Here is a 15,876-nt window from a genome sequence, read left to right as displayed (position 1 = left end):
GAGGGTACGGCCGGCCTCGGCGCGGTCGGTGGCCGAGCCCGACAGCAGTTGGGCGAACGCCCGCGGGGCGGCCTCTCGCTGCCAGATGTCGGCGGCCAGCAGCCCGCCGGCCCGGCTCGCCAAAGCCATCACCCGGGTCAGGCGGGGATCGGCGGGGTCGACGGCGCCGTCGTCCAGCAGCCACAGGTAGCCGTAGACGGCCTCCTCGTGCCGGGCGGGCACGCACAGCCGGGCACGGACTCCCGCCGCGGGGTCGGCGGGGGTGCGGGTCGGGCCGGTCGCGTCGGCGATCCCGAACCCCTCGAACCAGGCGCGTACCGCCGGGGAGGAGCGGCGGCGCAGGATCGAGTGGGTGCGCACCGGGTCGAGGTCGTCGTCGTGAGAGCTGAAGGCGATGAGCGTGAACTCCCGGTCCTCCAGGGTCACCGGCGCCTGGAGGAGTGCCGACACCTCGTCCACCAGACTCTGGTAGTCACTCATCTCATACAAATGTACAAGGCGCGGTGGCCAGGGTCGTGACCGCTGTCGATGGCGGCCGCACCGCCCGGATCGTAGCTTCGAGGGCACCGACATTCACCGTTTGACCTGGGAGGTCGCCGGTGTTGGGCCCTGCCTTGCTCGCCGCCTCGCGCAGTGACCGGATTCGCCGGCTCGTCAGCGGGGCCTCCGTCACCCGGCCCGTGGTCGACCGTTTCATCGCCGGGGACGGGCTGCCCGAGGCGCTGGCGGCCGTCAGGACGCTCATCGCCCAGGGCGTCGAGGCGACCCTCGACCACCTCGGCGAGGACGTCACCGACGCCGCGCAGGCCCATCGCAACCGCGACGCCTACCTCAGGCTGCTGGAGGCGCTCGGCCGCGAAGGGCTGGGCGGGCACGCCGAGGTCTCGGTGAAGCTGTCGGCGTTCGGCCAGGGCCTGCCCGACGGCCACGACCTCGCCCTGGCGGGCGCCCGCCGGGTGTGCGAGGCCGCCGCGGCGATCGGCACCACCGTCACGCTCGACATGGAGGACCACACCACCGTCGACTCCACCCTGGCGATCCTCGCCGAGCTCCGCCGCGACCACCCGCGGACGGGGGCGGTCCTGCAGGCGTACCTGCGGCGCACCGAGGACGACGCGCGGGCACTGGCCGTCGAGGGGTCGCGGGTGCGCCTGGTCAAGGGCGCCTACAAGGAGCCCGCCTCCGTGGCGTACCAGAGCCGACGGGACGTGAACCTGGCCTACGCGCGCTGCCTGCGGATCCTCATGGCCGGAGACGGCTACCCGATGATCGGCTCGCACGACCCGCGGATGATCGAGCTGGCCGTCCGGCTCGCCGACGGATACGGCCGTTCCTCCGGCACCTACGAGTTCCAGATGCTGTACGGCATCCGCGACGCCGAGCAGCGCCGGCTGGCCGCCGAGGGGCGGCGGATCCGCGCCTACGTGCCCTACGGCGCCGACTGGTACGGCTACTTCATGCGCCGCCTGGCCGAGCGGCCGGCCAACCTCGCCTTCTTCCTGCGTTCGTTCACCACCCGCCACTGACCCCCGGAGGTTCCATGGACGCCATCACCCGCGTGCCCGTACCGGCCAACGAGCCCGTGCACGACTACCGGCCCGGCAGCCCGGAGCGCTCCCGGCTGGAGGCCGAGTTGGCCGCGCTGTCGGCCGGCGGCGCCGAGCTGACCTGCACGATCGATGGCGGGGAGCGGATGGGCGGCGGCGAGCGGATCCCGGTCGTCCAGCCGCACAGCCACCGGGAGGTGCTGGGCACCATGGCGGGCGCCGACCATGCCGACGCGCAGGACGCGGTGGACGCCGCCCGCCGGGCCGCGCCCGGCTGGCGGGCCCTCGGCTTCGACGACCGGGCGGCGATCCCGCTGCGCGCCGCCGACCTGCGGTAGGGGCCGTGGCGGGAGAAGATCGCCGCCGCCACGATGCTGGGCCAGTCCAAGACCGCCCAGCAGGCCGAGATCGACGCGCCCTGCGAGCTGGCCGACTTCTGGCGGTTCAACGTTCACTTCGCCCGCCGGATCCTGGCCGAGCAGCCCGCCTCGTCGCCCGGCGTGTGGAACCGCGCCGACCACCGGCCCCTTGAGGGCTTCGTCTACGCGGTCACCCCGTTCAACTTCACCGCGATCGCCGCGAACCTGCCGACCGCGCCCGCCCTCATGGGCAACACGGTGATCTGGAAGCCGTCACCCACCCAGCAGTTCGCCGCGCACTTCACCCTGCGGCTGCTGGAGGAGGCCGGGCTGCCGCCCGGCGTGATCAACATGCTCACGGGGGACGGCCGCGCCGTCTCCGACGTCGTGCTGGCCGACGCCGACCTGGCGGGCGTGCACTTCACCGGCTCGACCGCGACCTTCCAGCACCTGTGGCACACCGTCGGCGAGAACCTCGGCGGCTACCGCTCCTACCCGCGCCTGGTCGGTGAGACCGGCGGCAAGGACTTCATCGTCGCGCATTCCTCGGCGGACCCGGCCGCCCTGCTCACCGCGCTGATCCGCGGCGCGTTCGAGTACCAGGGGCAGAAGTGCTCGGCCGCCTCCCGCGCCTATGTCCCGCGCTCCCTGTGGGGGCGCATCAGGGACGAACTGGTCGCCGAGACCGAGGCGCTGACCATGGGGGACGTGCGCGACCTGCGAAACTTCGGCGGCGCGGTCATCGACGCCCGGTCCTTCGGCCGGCTCCGGGACGTCCTGGAACGCGCCGCCAAGGACCCGGCCATCGACGTCCTGGCGGGCGGGACCTGCGACGACCGTGAGGGCTACTTCGTCCGCCCGACCGTCCTGGTCTGCGACGACCCGGGGCACGAGGTGTTCCGCGACGAGTTCTTCGGCCCCATCCTGGCCGTCCACGTCTACGACGACGCCGGCTACGCGCCGATGCTCGCCCAGATGGAGTCGGTCAGCCCGTACGCGCTGACCGGTACGATCTTCGCCCGCGACCGGGCCGCCATCGCCCGCGCCACCGAGGTGCTGCGGTTCGCCGCCGGCAACTTCTACATCAACGACAAGCCCACCGGCGCGGTCGTCGGCCAGCAGCCCTTCGGCGGCGGACGCGCCTCGGGCACCAACGACAAGGCCGGCTCCGCCCAGAACCTGCTGCGCTGGACGTCCACCCGGACCATCAAGGAGACCTTCGTCCCGCCGACCGGTCACCGCTACCCGCACATGGGCTGATCCGCTCCGGTGCCGCCGGCCGTCCGCCGGACGGCCGTCTTCCCGGCGTCACCCGCCGCACGCCGCGAGACCGGCGCGCCTAGGCCCGCCGCTTGCGGCCGGAGCCGCGGAGGCCGAAGGTGACCAGGCCCAGCGCCGCGACGATGAGGACGAGGATGCCGGTACGTCCGGTCACGAAGGCGCCGACCGTACCGCCGACCCTGGACCACAGGCCGTCGTTCGTCGATCCCGCGGTCTCGCCCAGCCAGATCGAGCCGTCCGAGGCCTTGGCGGGGTGGGTGCCCGACGCCTTGGCGGTCTCCGGCAGCCGGGGAAGGCGCTGGTTCATCTGCGCCGCGCTGAGCCGGGCGGAGCTCAGTTTGCTGAAGTCGACGCCGCCATAGGTGATCTCGCGGACGACGCGCGTGCCGCCCACGCGCATCGTCTGGTGGTAGGTGAAGTCCTTGTCGCGGATCGAGCGGACGTAGGAGTCGAACACCTGCCGTGGCTGCCAGCCGTCCGTGAGCACGGCCGGGCCCAGGTCGCCGGAGTCGAGGAGGCCGTCGAAGGATGTACGGTGACCGCTCGTGTGCCGGTCGCGGACCCACTGCGCCACGACGCGGGCCAGGAAGGCGCGGCGCAGCGGCGCGTACTCCGGCGCCGTGTTGACCGCCTCCTCGACCTTCGGCACGAGCATCGTCTGCTCCAGCCGCTCGCCCCGCGCGTCGGAGGCCGGATCGGAGTCGCACCCGTAGCCGCCGCCGATGTGCTGGGCCTTGGCCTTCACGTGGAGCGTGGCCTTGAGGACGTAGAGGGAGGAACCGTCCTCGCGGACCTCCACGTCGCCGGGCACGATCCACAGCCGCGAGGAGTAGCAGACCTTGTCGGTGGGGCCGGCCAGCGCGTTCCAGTACCGGGCGCCGAGCGAGGTGTTCGGGTCGATCAGTTTGCCCTCGGTGCGCTTCATCCGCAGGTCGGCCTCGAGCAGTGCCTTCCCGGCGTTCGTCCGGCCGAGTTGGGAGTCCACGATCCGGTCCGGCTCGGTGGGGTTGAGATTGACCCAGAATTTGCTCGGATCCAGCACCAGCCAGGTGCGCAGGTCGGCGGAAGAGTTCTTGATGGCGTCGAGGCCGGAGTCGAGGTCCTGATCGGTGCCGGGCGCGGAGGGACTCGCGGAGAAGGAGTACCGCACGCCACCGGAGCCATCCGACATATAACGCAGACCGAGGGTGGAGAAGTCGACGCCGCCGAGATTGCTCGAAGCCAGCGCCTCCGCGAGCGGGCTCGGCTTGTTCTTGTCGCACGGGCCGGCCATGGGCGCCGCCGCCATCGCGACGATCCGCCCGCCGTCCTCGCCCATCGCCTGCGGCTCGCACGAACGCAGCCCGAGGTTCGCCGCGCTCGCGGCCTCCGCCTGTTCGGCGCGCTTCTGCCGCTGCTCCGCGGTCTGCTTGGCGTCCGGCAGGTCGTCCACGGGGTCGCCCGCCTCGCGCAGCGCGTCGATGAGTTCGGGCTCGGTGCGTACGACCTTGAATCCGGCCTGTTCGAGATTCTTCGTTATCCCCGGTGTGATCTTGGGGCCGAATTCGATGACAGGTTTCCTCGACGGGTTGGCGGTCGCGCTCGTGCTGATACTTCTCGCCCGGTCCAGCTTGCCCCGGCCCTCGCCGAGAGTCACTTCGATGATGGCGTGCTGTGTCTCGATATCGATCTCGTTGGCGATCAAATTCGTCTGCGGGTCACGGTATTTCCGGCGGAACTGCACGACCAGCGGGCGGACCCAGGAGGCGACGACCGCCTCCCAATAGTCCTCGGCGACCTGCTTGTTGTTCGGATCCGACTTCGGCGCCTTCAGCCCAGAGTCGATCTTCGCGTTCACCACCCGGCTCCGCTGGGCGTCGGCGAGCGTCTGCAGGTCCGTCGCCGCCTTCTTGTTCGCGGCCGTGGGCGAGCTCTTCGCGGTGTTCTGTGCCTGCTGCGCCAGCTTCCGCAGCGCGTCGGCGTCGTTGTCGGCGTCCTCGTACCGACCGGCCTTGAGCGCCGCGTCGATCTGGCGGACGATGGCGTCCGGGTCGGTGCTCGCCTGAGCCGGGCTCTGCGTCACGTCGGCCGGTCCCGCGAACGCGGGTGTGGCGGGGAGGGGAAAGGCGAGCAGGAGCGCTGTCGCGAGACTCGACCACATCTTCACGCGGCGCATGTTCATGAGGCCTCCGGTGCGAGCGCACGGGCGGCTGAGGGCAGAGAAATGTCGCGCACGGTCGCCCCTTCGGTCGTCTGCGCGGCCGACCACACCGTCAGCCGGGCCCTGAACGGGTCGGCGGGGCGATGCCCGCCGCGTTGAGGTAGCGGATGAGGCCCGGGTCCGGCCCGGCCTGGTTCACTGCGGTCTGGTTCGGCACGGTCTGGTTCGGCGCGGGCGGCCAGGGGCCGGTGGGCCCGGGCCACGTCTGTCCGGTCGGCGGGGGCACCGTTCCGGGGTGCCCCGGACCGGCCGGGCGCGGTGCGGACGACCGTACGGTCGCCTCGCCCTTCCGGTACGCCAGGGCGCCGCCGGCGACGACCGCGCCGAGAGCGAGCAGCGCGACGAAGAAGGCGCCCGCCAGCGAGGTTCGGTTCGAGCACTGTGCGCTGCGGCCCATGTTGGGCTTGTTCAGGTTCAGCGATGGCTTGTACCCGTAGCTGACGTCGCAGGCCGAGGCCGGCTGGGCGGTCAGTGGGAGGGTCAGGCAGACGAGGAGGGCCGCCGTGGTGACCGCGGCGAGTCCACGGCGGATCATGGCGCCATCACCCGCTGCGTACCGGGGTTCCGCTTCAACCGCATCACTCTCGCGCGCAATCGGTTTCCCTCCTCGCGGGCCAGGGGTTCGTCCGCGGAGTCCCGCTCCTGCCACCGCCAGGCGGCCAGGTCGAGCTGGGCGGACTGCAGGCGCAGCAGCGCGAGCGCGGCGGGTTGCCCGTACGAGCGCCAGGTGCTCACCACCGCCCAGAGCCGCAGCGCCGGGTCGGTCAGGAACGGCGCCTCGGCCTGAGTGATCGCCGGGTCCGCCCCGGACGCCTCCGTCGTCACCGCCGTCCGGGCCGCGGCGGCCCGCGTACGCCGGCCCAGGATCAGGAGCACCGCGGCCAGCAGGATGAACGGCGCCTGCGGGAGCAGCCACAGCACCGGCGAGACGATCAGCGTGTCGAAGGCTCCGCCGCTCGCGAGGTGGTCGTGCGCCCCACGGGAGAACCAGGCCGCCAGCGTCTCGGTGCCCGCGGCGGCGCCGATGGCGGCCACGACCGCGGCGACGCCGATCAGCGCGCGGCGCTGCCGTGCCTGGACGGCGACGCCGAGTCCGGCGCCGAGCACCGCCCCGAACGCCACCTGCCCGCCGAGCAGGCCGATCGTCTGCCGGACGTAGTACTCGAAGCCGCCCGTCGCACCGCCGATGAAGGTGCCCAGCGAGCCCCAGATCCGGATGAACAGGACGCTCTCCATGAGGTTGTAGCCGAGTCCGGCGGCCGCCCCGAGGACGAGCCCGGTCACCGCGTCGGTGACGCGGTGACGGAACAGGACGAACAGGAGGAGGACACCGGCCGCGACGAGGAGCGCGTTCACGACGCTGAGGTGCAGGATGATCAGGTCGATCGCGCGGTACTGGTTCTTGATCTGTGAGCCGAGCGAGCCCGACGGCTTGCCCATGTAGCCGTTGAGGGTGCCGAACGCCAGGCCGCTGTACGCCCGGCCGAGGCCGAAGACGACGAGCGCGCCCCAGCCGAACGCGACGAGCAGCACCGGCAGGGGCATCCGGGCGAACCGCTGGCCGCCGTGCAACAGCAGCAGGACGAAGGCGGTGCCGGGCACGCAGACCAGCGCCTGGACCGGGTACGCCAGCACGATCGTGAGCGGGATCAGCGTGAACGGGCCCAGCAGCAGCGCCAGCGTCACCCAGGTCAGGACCACCGCCCGGCGCCCTTCCGGCCGCGTGATCATCGCGAGGCCCTGGATCGCGACACCGGCCACGATGCCGGCGAGCACGGTCCAGAAGATGGTCGGCGGCAGCGACAGCAGCCGGCCGAGCGATCCGGACGCCCCGGGCAGCTTCTGAAAGATCGACAGCGTCGGCTCGTTCGCGGTGATGTGCGGCCGGTAGAAGTTGAGCAGCAGTTCCACCAGGTAGACCGCGATCATCAGCCGGGCGATGAGCAGGGCCCGCCCGCGCGCGAGCGCGTCGTCACGGACCAGCGCGTGTACCTGCGGTCCGTCCGTCACGGCGCGCTCCCGGGTACGGTCGGCATGGTGGGCAGGTCCGTCGGGAACGACGGCAGCGTCGTGGGGATGCCCGTCGGGAACCCGGATGGCATCGAGGGAATGGACGGCAGCCCCGGGGCCGACGTCGAGCCCGGTGTCGGCAGCTGCGGAGTCCGCGGATCGTTGACGCCGGACAGGTCGATCACGACGGCCGCGCCGAGCAGCACCACGCCGACCACCGCGCCGGCCGCGAGCATCCGGACCTGCGGGCGCAGCGTTCTGTCGGCCTCGTCGGCCGGGCGGTTCACTTCATTCACCCATCGCTCCGTACACTTCATCCGGCCGGAATGACCGGCGGAGCGGGCGACGTCACGGCGGCCGGGGACGGCGCCGCCGATCACGTACGGAGCCCGCCGCCCCCGACCGGCGCTGGGAACAGGGCGTCCACCGTAAGCGGCCAAAGGACGCCCGGCTCGCCAATTCGCGCACGGGAGGTCGCCATATCGTGCTCATGTACATGGCCGATTTCCGAGTCGAGTTCAGCGCCGCCTGCCGTGCCGTTCAATCCGCCGTTCTGGGCGAGAATGTCTTGAGGATGCAGTACATGGGCCGTAGCACTCCGGGTCTCGGCTTGAGGCACACGACGCGGACGATCGGGGTGGGCGACGGCGGTAGCGGTGGCGGCGGCGGATCGGTGGTCACCGGCTGGTCGAGAACGATCTGGCCGGCAGGACGTCCGTTCCGGTAGGCCCGGACCGTCGTGGGCACCTGGTCGTCGAGTTCGGCGAGCGTGATTCCGGCGATCCCGCTGTTGCGGCCCCGGGCGACGGCCACGGTCCGGAACGCGGTCACCGGATCGACGACGATCACGGGGTCGTTCGTGCAGCCCGCGCCGGTCAGGATCCGGACCACCGCCAAGTGCCGCTCCATGGCCGCCGCCCAGGTCATCGAGGCCGGGATGACCGAATGGCGCACGGGCGAGCCTCGTCCGGTCGGCGTGGTGGGAGCCGGCGAAATCGGTGCCAGGTGCGTGAAAGTGGGGCCGAGGGCGTCCAGGCGGGTCCCGCAGACCGACATGGAGGACGGCCCTGCCGGACAGGAGCAGGCGGTCTGGCCACAGGCCACCAGGGCGGTGCAGGATAACGCGGTCACGGACAGGGCCGGCCGGCAGCTCGGCATCTCGCCACCTCGACTTCACGAGGCCTGGCCGGGCGCCCCGCCGGCACCCGGCGTCGACGCTTGGACGCCGGCCGCCCGCATCCCGTTCCCCGAGGAGGCGTGCCGATGAACGTGTCCGCGGCTGCGGGAAGGAGGGCGGCGCGGCCGTACGGGATGTGGCGAACTCCGGTGCGCTTTTTGGCGGTCCTCGCCGGAGTGGCGGATCTAGCTTGATCGGACGCGAAGGTCCGCGTGGTCACCGCGGTCGGCCCGTGGCCATGGGCCGCCGCCCGGGTGGCGAGGGGAGCGCTGTGGAGTTCGAGGTCCTGGGGCCGCCGGCGGTGTGGGACTCCGGCGCGCCGGTGGACCTCGGGCCGCCGAAGGCACGGGCGCTGCTGGCGGTCCTGCTGCGCCGCCCCGGCCGGGTGGTGGCCGGTGACGTGCTGGCCGAGGCGCTGTGGGGGGACGATCCGCCCAAGAGCGCCGCCAAGAACATTCAGACCTACGTTCATCAGCTGCGCCGCCGGCTGGGGGACCCCGGGCGCATCGTCCATCAGGACGCGGGCTACCTCCTGCGGGCCGGGCGCGACGAGCTGGACGTCGCCCGATTCGACGACCTGGTCGAGGCCGCGCGTTCGGCGGAGGCGGGCGATGAGCCGGAGCGGGCGAGCGGGCTGTTCCGCGACGCGCTGGCGCTGTGGCGCGGCGAGGCCTACTCCGGCATGGCCGACATCCCGATCGTGGCGGCGGAGGCCGCGCGGCTGGCCGAGGTCAGGCTGTCCGTGCTGGCGCAGCGCGTCGACGTCGACATACGGCTGGGCCGCCACACCGAGCTGGTCGGCGAGCTGACCGCGCTGGCCGGGGAGCATCCCCTACGGGAGTGGATCTGGGCGCGGCTGATGCTGGCGCTCTACCGCTGCGGGCGCCGTGCGGACGCGTTGAAGACCTATCTGCGGGCACGGGACGTCCTGGTCGAGGAGACCGGTCTGGAGCCCGGACGTGAGCTGCGGGATCTGCACGAGGCGATCCTGGTCGGCGCCCCCTCCCTCGACCTTCCCGGAGCGACGGGAACGCGGATCGGCACCCCGCCGGGACCAGAGCCGCGAGCGGTCGCCGTGCCGCGGATGCTGCCGGGTGACATCGGCGACTTCACCGGACACGAGGCCGAGCTGACCGGCATCGACGCGGCCCTGGGCGGTGACCGTGACCCGGACCGGCCGGCGCCGGTCGCGGCCGTGTCGGGCGAAGGCGGAATCGGGAAGACGACGGTCGCGGTGCACGCCGCGCACCGGCTGCGCAAGGCGTACCCCGGCGGTCAGCTGTTCGCCGTCCTGGACGGCGCGCGGCCGACGGCCGCCGATCCGCACGAGGTGCTCGGGCGGTTCCTGCGCGCGCTCGGCATGCCGGACGCCGCCGTACCCGAGAACGAGGATGAGCGCGCCGCGGCATACCGGAGCCTGCTCGCCGATCGGCGGGTTCTCGTGGTCCTCGACGACGTACGGGACGAGAGGCAGATCGAGCGGCTGCTGCCCGGCAGCGGGACCTGCGCGGTGATCGTCACCAGCCGCCCGAGGCTCGGCGGGCTGGCCGGAGCGCACCGGATCGACCTCGGGGGGCTGCCGGACGCGGACGGCGACGCGCTGTTGCGCAAGATCGCTGGAAGCGGGCGGATCGCGGCCGACCCGGTGGAGCTGAAACGCCTGCTGGGGCTGTGCGCGGGGCTGCCCCTGGCGCTGCGGATCGTCGGTTCGCGGCTAGCGGCGCGGCCCCATTGGAAGGTCATCGACCTGGTCGCCCGGCTGACCGACGCCCGCCACCGGCTCGACGGCCTCCGCCACCGCGACCTGGAGGTGCGGGCGAGCTTCAGGCTGAGCTACCAGGCGCTCGAACCCGCGGCGCGGCGACTCTTCCGGCTGCTCGGCCTGCTCGACACACCGGACTTCGCCGTGCGGACGGCCGCCGCCCTGCTGGACACCACGCCACGGACGGCCCAGGACCTGCTGGACGACCTGGTCGACGTGCGCCTGCTGGGCGTCACCACCGCATCGGCCGGAAGCGGCGTCCGGTACGCCTTCCACGATCTGATCCGGATCTACGCATGGGAGCGCGCGGAGGCGGAGGAGCCGACGGACGCGTGCCGGGCGGCCCTCGTACGGGTGTTCGGCGCGATCCCGCCGCTCACCGAGATCGTGCACCGCACCGACGAGGGCGGTGACCACACCATCATCCGCGGCGACGCGCCACGCCGGCGCCCGGACCCGGTGGCCGAGACGCTGTCCTGAGGTCGCCGCCCCGCTCGCCCGGCCGCACGCCGTACGGCTGCCGCTCCGCCGCCGTACGGCAGACCGCAGAGCTTGCCTCCGGACCCGGGTACCAGGCGGGCGCGCATTGCGCGGCCAGGCGCCTTCCCGGGGTGGTGCGCCCATCGTTCGCGCAGGTTCTCGCGCGGCGGTCGCCCGAGTCGTACAGGCGCGGGACGCCGCCGCCCCGGAGGGACGACGGGGCGCCGACCGCCGCGCGGGTCCAAGCACTAAGCGTGTTTCGGGGTCCCGCCGTCCGGGAGACTCCCCGTCCGGGAGACTCCCCGTCCGGGAGACTCCCCGTCCGGGAGACTCCCCGCCCTCCCAGGGGGCGCCGACCCCACTTCCATTGTCAAGCCCCTCACACGCCAAAGGAAGACCGCAACCACGGCTGTGGATAACCCGCGACCCGATCACTTCGAGACAGGCGCCAGGAGGACCGCGCGGGCCGGTTCACGTCGGGTACACGCGCGGTATGGCGGTTTCGGCTCATCGCCCTGTCTTCGCCGCGGTCGCGTAGGACTGGACGTACTTCGTCGAGGGCGCGCCGAGGCCGGTCGCGTTGTCGAAACCGGTGGTGGCGTGCAGCGGGCCGTCTTCGCCGAACGTGAACAGGCGAGTGATGACCGGGCTGCCGGTGTCGGCCGGGTCGGTGTAGTCGTTGCGGACGACGCCGAGCAACGTTCCGGTGCCCTTCGGGGTGTCGGTGACATCCTCGTAGGCGGATGTGCCGTACCTGGCGTAGAGCACCGGGTCGGCGAATCCGATCTTCGCGCCGCCCTGTGCCTGCTGGGCTATCGCCTGTAGACCGGCGAACAGCGGAGCGGACAGGCTCGTGCCGCCCCAGCGGGTCTCGGCGTAGTGCGGGCTGCCGTCCTTCCAGAGTTGGGTCTCGCCGACGAGCATGCCGGTGTTGTTGTCCGCGTCGGTGGCGACGTCGGGCACGACGCGCATGGGGGTCGTCGTGGTGCTTCCGTCCGGCAGCGTCTTCGACAGGCTCGCCGGGACCACGCCGGCCTGCCAGGACGGCTGCTGGTAGTCGGCGCTGGTGCCGCCGCCCCCACCCTGGTAGAAGTTCGCCGGGTAGCCGGCGGGCGGGACCGGGGTCCATCCCGTGCCGTCGGAGGTCTTGTCCACTCTGATGTCCCCCCACCCGGTCTGGAACGCCTCGCGACCGTCGGCGCCGACCGCCAGGGTGGTGCCGCCGACCGCGGTCACCCACGGGTCTTCGGCGGGGAACGCGACCTGCTCGGCCGTGGAGCCGTCGCCCGCGCCGCACGGCGTCGCCGGGTCGAAGGCGCCGCAGTCGCCGGTGATGAAGTAGAAGCCGATTCCCTCGGCGGCCCCCTGCTGGAAGATCTGCTCGTACTCGTCGCGGAGCGCCTGTGGGGTCCCGTTCAGTTCGGTGCCCCACGAGTTGGACACGATGTCGGCCAGGTGGTCATCGACGATCCGGCTCAGCGCGTCGGCCAGGTCGGTGTCCTGGCACGAGGCCGCCCCGACGTACTTCACGTCGGCGTCCGGCGCCACGTTGTGCACGGCCTCGACGTCCATCGACTCCTCGACGTACCAGATCGGGCCGCCGCAATCCTCGACGCTGTTGTAGCCGGCCGGCAGGTCCTGGGAGAACTGCCCCGACCTGAAGCCGGCGGTGCCGTGCACCTTGGTGTAGACGCTGACGTCACTGGTGATCGTCGGTGAGGCGAACGCGTCCACGACCGCCACGGTCGAGCCGCGGCCGGTCGCGGAGACCTTGTCCAGACCGTAGACGGAGCGGATCTGCCGCGGTGTGTCGCCGCACTGCGTCCAGACGCCGGTGCGACCGTAGGCCGGCGGCTCGTCGGCCGCCTGTTTCTGCCCGTAGTAGGACGAACAGGGAGCGGCGCGTACGGTGATCGTCGGGGGACCGGGCAGAGACTCGGCGGGGGTCGCCTGGTGCTTCCCGCTGTCCAGCCCGGTCACGCCCAGCACGTCCGGCGCGACCGCCGCCGGCACGGTCACATCGCCGGCCGGAGCCCGCAGCGTCGCCTTCGCGACGCTGTAGTCGTGCAGCGTGACGCCGAAGGCCTTCCGCGCCGACGCCACCGACCCGCGCACGGACACGTAACGGTCGGTGACCTTGGCCACCTTCAGCCCCGAACCGGTCAGCCACGACGTGACCGCCTCGGTCCGGGCGGGTGTGCCGCCGAAACGGGACCGTACCTGCGCGGGCGTCAGATAGTGGTGGAAAGTCGCGCTGTGCGGGTCGGACACGGCCTTCGCATAGGCCGCGAGTCCCTGCGGGTCGCGCCCGGCCAGGTAGACGCGCAGGTCCAACGGGGTCGAGGCATTCGCCGGGCCGCGGTCGGCCGACGCGTTCGCCCAACCCGGCCGGGAGCCCGTCACGGTGACCCGGCCACCCGGCGTGGCGGACGCGATCGCCGGCGACCCGAGTACGAGGGGCACAACAGCGCCGGCCAGCACGGCCGCCCGGCGTCTCCTGGAATCTCGACGTGGGAACATCGAAGCCTCTCTGCGCATTCGACGGATTCTGAGTCGGCCCGAATGCCGAGAACGGTGGCGTGTCCCTCTTGATCGGGCCTACCGGAGGATGACCCGCCCGGGTACTGATCGGGTACACGCCCGGCCCGCGAGGTACCGGCCCACGTCGGGTTGGTTACGATCGACGTTCCGTCCGATATAGGGGAAGGAAGACATGTCGGCTGATTACAAGACGGTGTTCGCGCGGTACGACACCGATGGGGACGGGCGGCTCACCGTGGACGAGGTGACCGCGGCGATCGCGGGGATGTTCCCGGCGGCAGAGGTGAACGACCTGTCCGGGATCGTCAAGGCGCTGTTCGCCCAGTACGACGTCGACCACGACGGGCTGCTCTCGGTGACCGAGTTCGTACCGCTGGCCGAGAACCTTCCCGAACTCGGCTCCTGACCGTGAAGGTACGCCTCGCGTACGGCGAGACCGGCTTGGACGTCGACGTCGACCCGAAGGCGACCACCGTCGTGGAGCCGGTGCATCATGAGGCGGCGCACGATCAGGTCGGCGTCCTGACCGCCGCGCTGCGTTCTCCGGTGGCCGGGCCGCCGCTGCGGGAGCGGGTGCGGCCCGGGCAGACGGTGGCGATATCCGTGTGCGACGGCACCCGCCCGCAGCCGAGGCACCTGATGGTCCCCGCCGTACTGGCCGAACTCGACGGGATCGTGGATCCGGGCGACGTGGTCATCCTCGTCGCCACCGGCACCCACCGCGGCAACAGCGAGGCCGAACTGCGCCAGATGCTCGGCGGCGAGGTCGTGGACCACGTACGCGTGGTCAACCATGACGCCCGCGACCGGCGGCAGCTGACCTGGATGGGCACCTTCGGCGACGAGGTCCCCGTATGGCTGAACCGCGAATGGGCCGAGGCCGACGTGCGGATCACCACGGGGTTCGTCGAGCCGCATTTCTTCGCGGGCTTCTCCGGCGGGCCGAAACTCGTGGCCCCCGGCCTGGCGGCGCTGGAGACGGTCCTGGTCCTGCACGACGCCACCCGGATCGGAAGTCCCCGGGCGACCTGGGGCATCACCCACGGCAACCCGGTCCATGACGACGTACGGGCCATCGCCGAGGCCACCGGCGTCACCTTTGCCCTCGACGTGGTCCTCAACCGGGACAAGGAGATCGTCGCGGCGTTCGGCGGAGACCTGCCGGCCATGCACGCCGCCGCGACCGCGGCCGGCAAGCGAATGGCGATGCGGCCGGTGCCGGAGCCGTTCGACGTCGTGGTGACGACGAACTCGGGTTTCCCGCTGGACCAGAACCTCTACCAGGCCGTCAAGGGCATGTCCGCCGCCTACCAGGTCGTACGCCCGGGAGGGACCATCGTGTGCGCCGCCGAGTGCCGCGACGGATTCCCCGACCACGGCTCCTACCGTCAGGTGCTCGCGTCGGCGGCCTCACCGCGGCACCTGCTCGAGAACATCGCGGCACGGTCCGCCGGCGAGACGGTGCCCGACCAGTGGCAGGTGCAGATACAGGCCCGCATCCAGTGCGACAGCCGGGTTGTGATGCACACCTCCTACCTCAGCGACGACGACCTGGCCTCGGCGCACCTGCGGCAGACTGGCGACGTCTCCGAGACGGTCGCCCAGGCCCTGGCCGCCGCCGGACCGGACGCACGGGTCTGCGTCCTCCCCGAAGGACCGCAGACCATTCCCTACCTGTCCTAGACGCCCGCTCACCGGGTGGTGCACACCCAGGTGATCCAGTGGCCGCCGCCCGCGTTGGAGATGGCGTCCCTCTCGGCCGCGGCCTTCGTGGAGCCGCGACCGCCCCAGTACCTGTTGGTGCGAGGGTTGAACGCGACCGCGCCGCAGCCGTTGACGAAGGTCACGAGGACCTTGCAGCCGGAGCGAGGGCACTCTCTCATCGCTCTCTTCTCGGCGCCGGACTCGGACCCGTAGTCCCAGGACTTGCCGAGACTGCCATCGTGGGCAACGGCGATGGCTCCCCAGTGCTCCGGTGGCGGGGGCGGTTCGTACGGGGTGGTCGGGTCGTTCTCCGGAGGCGCGGTGGTCGGGTCCGGGTACGGGGCGGTCGTGGTCGGATCCGGATAGGGGGCGGTCGGGTCCGGGTCCGGGTCGGTCGTGGTCGGGTCCGGGAACGGAGTGCTCAGAGCGCTCCTGTCACCGCCGTGGCCGCTCTGCAGGGCCACGACGCCGAGGACGATCACGGCGACCGCCACGACCGGGGCGAGGACGATGGCGGCCGTCCGCGCTCCCGACGGGGCGGCCGGCCTCATCGGGCCGGGATGGGCACCGGGCCCGTACGGCGGCGCGGGCGCGCGGCGGCGATGTCGTCCTCGTCGACCCCGCCGACGACGCGGGCGCCGTCTTCGTGGCCCGGCTCCCGGAGGTGCTCAATTGATCGACGTGCTGGTGGTCGACGACGACTTCCGCGTGGCCCAGGTCCACGCCGGGTTCGTCGAGCTCGTGCCCGGGTTCCGCGTCGCCGGCCGGGCCCGTACGGCGGCCGACGCGCGGGCCAAGGTGGCCGGCGCCGACCT

The 15,876-nt window shown here is 72.2% G+C and carries 11 protein-coding genes and 2 pseudogenes; 5 read left to right on the top strand and 8 right to left on the bottom strand.

The features are described 5' to 3' along the window. Positions 1–480, bottom strand: a pseudogene (locus ACFFNX_RS22235) (PucR family transcriptional regulator); the annotation flags it as partial. A 119-nt stretch (positions 481–599) separates the two neighbouring features. Between ACFFNX_RS22235 and ACFFNX_RS22230 the strand changes: the two are divergent. Continuing rightward, positions 600–1,526, top strand: coding sequence for a proline dehydrogenase family protein (locus tag ACFFNX_RS22230; protein WP_378205405.1), 927 nt, complete (start codon positions 600–602; stop codon positions 1,524–1,526). 14 nt (positions 1,527–1,540) lie between these two features. Continuing rightward, positions 1,541–3,166, top strand: a pseudogene (pruA, locus tag ACFFNX_RS22225) (L-glutamate gamma-semialdehyde dehydrogenase). A 79-nt stretch (positions 3,167–3,245) separates the two neighbouring features. Here pruA and ACFFNX_RS22220 read toward each other — a convergent pair. From ACFFNX_RS22220 to ACFFNX_RS22200, 5 genes are all read right to left on the bottom strand, one after another. Then, positions 3,246–5,348, bottom strand: a complete 2,103-nt coding sequence (locus ACFFNX_RS22220; protein WP_378205402.1) for a hypothetical protein — start codon at positions 5,346–5,348, stop codon at positions 3,246–3,248. 91 nt (positions 5,349–5,439) lie between these two features. Further along, positions 5,440–5,922, bottom strand: coding sequence for a hypothetical protein (locus ACFFNX_RS22215; RefSeq protein WP_378205399.1), 483 nt, complete (start codon positions 5,920–5,922; stop codon positions 5,440–5,442). Then, positions 5,919–7,397 (bottom strand): PrsW family glutamic-type intramembrane protease, encoded by a 1,479-nt coding sequence (locus ACFFNX_RS22210; protein ID WP_378205396.1) that lies wholly within the window; start codon positions 7,395–7,397, stop codon positions 5,919–5,921. Before ACFFNX_RS22210 ends, ACFFNX_RS22215 begins: the two co-directional genes overlap by 4 nt. Further along, positions 7,394–7,693, bottom strand: coding sequence for a hypothetical protein (locus tag ACFFNX_RS22205; protein ID WP_378205393.1), 300 nt, complete (start codon positions 7,691–7,693; stop codon positions 7,394–7,396). The genes ACFFNX_RS22210 and ACFFNX_RS22205 overlap by 4 nt, the downstream gene beginning before the upstream one ends. Before the next feature lie 244 nt (positions 7,694–7,937). Further along, the gene (locus tag ACFFNX_RS22200) at positions 7,938–8,351 is read right to left on the bottom strand and encodes a hypothetical protein (protein ID WP_378205390.1); all 414 of its coding nucleotides are present in this window, start codon (positions 8,349–8,351) and stop codon (positions 7,938–7,940) included. Positions 8,352–8,845: 494 nt separating this feature from the next. On the opposite strand from ACFFNX_RS22200, the gene ACFFNX_RS22195 reads away from it, so the two are divergent. Next, a complete protein-coding gene (locus ACFFNX_RS22195) occupies positions 8,846–10,816 on the top strand; it encodes an AfsR/SARP family transcriptional regulator (protein ID WP_378205387.1) in 1,971 nt (656 codons plus the stop codon). A gap of 507 nt (positions 10,817–11,323) precedes the next feature. Here ACFFNX_RS22195 and ACFFNX_RS22190 read toward each other — a convergent pair. Next, positions 11,324–13,354 carry a S53 family peptidase gene (locus ACFFNX_RS22190; RefSeq protein ID WP_378205385.1) on the bottom strand — a complete coding sequence of 677 codons (2,031 nt, stop codon included), beginning with the start codon at positions 13,352–13,354 and terminating at the stop codon, positions 11,324–11,326. A 175-nt stretch (positions 13,355–13,529) separates the two neighbouring features. Here ACFFNX_RS22190 and ACFFNX_RS22185 point away from each other — a divergent pair, with 175 nt between their 5' ends. Together ACFFNX_RS22185 and larA are read left to right on the top strand one after the other, a co-directional pair. Continuing rightward, complete coding sequence (locus ACFFNX_RS22185; protein ID WP_378205382.1) at positions 13,530–13,763, top strand: EF-hand domain-containing protein; 234 nt, start codon at positions 13,530–13,532, stop codon at positions 13,761–13,763. A 2-nt stretch (positions 13,764–13,765) separates the two neighbouring features. Next, positions 13,766–15,040: a nickel-dependent lactate racemase gene (larA, locus tag ACFFNX_RS22180; protein WP_378205379.1), complete on the top strand. Its 1,275-nt coding sequence runs from the start codon at positions 13,766–13,768 to the stop codon at positions 15,038–15,040. Between the two features lie 8 nt (positions 15,041–15,048). On the opposite strand, the gene ACFFNX_RS22175 is transcribed toward larA, so the two are convergent. After that, on the bottom strand, positions 15,049–15,612 hold the full coding sequence (locus ACFFNX_RS22175; RefSeq protein WP_378205376.1) for a DUF4189 domain-containing protein: 564 nt from the start codon (positions 15,610–15,612) through the stop codon (positions 15,049–15,051). Between the last annotated feature and the right edge of the window lie 264 nt (positions 15,613–15,876).

The sequence above is a fragment of the Actinoallomurus acaciae genome (assembly GCF_042429965.1).
In the GTDB taxonomy this organism is placed as follows: domain Bacteria; phylum Actinomycetota; class Actinomycetes; order Streptosporangiales; family Streptosporangiaceae; genus Actinoallomurus; species Actinoallomurus acaciae.
The sequence above is the reverse complement of the archived record's forward strand: the minus strand, read 5'-3'. Positions and strand labels throughout refer to the sequence as shown.

Coding starts and splice junctions, on each gene's coding strand:
- ACFFNX_RS22220 (WP_378205402.1), bottom strand. CDS start 5,348: ATGAACATGCGCCGCGTGAAGATGTGGTCGAGTCTCGCGACAGCGCTC.
- ACFFNX_RS22215 (WP_378205399.1), bottom strand. CDS start 5,922: ATGATCCGCCGTGGACTCGCCGCGGTCACCACGGCGGCCCTCCTCGTC.
- ACFFNX_RS22190 (WP_378205385.1), bottom strand. CDS start 13,354: ATGCGCAGAGAGGCTTCGATGTTCCCACGTCGAGATTCCAGGAGACGC.
- ACFFNX_RS22185 (WP_378205382.1), top strand. CDS start 13,530: ATGTCGGCTGATTACAAGACGGTGTTCGCGCGGTACGACACCGATGGG.
- ACFFNX_RS22175 (WP_378205376.1), bottom strand. CDS start 15,612: ATGAGGCCGGCCGCCCCGTCGGGAGCGCGGACGGCCGCCATCGTCCTC.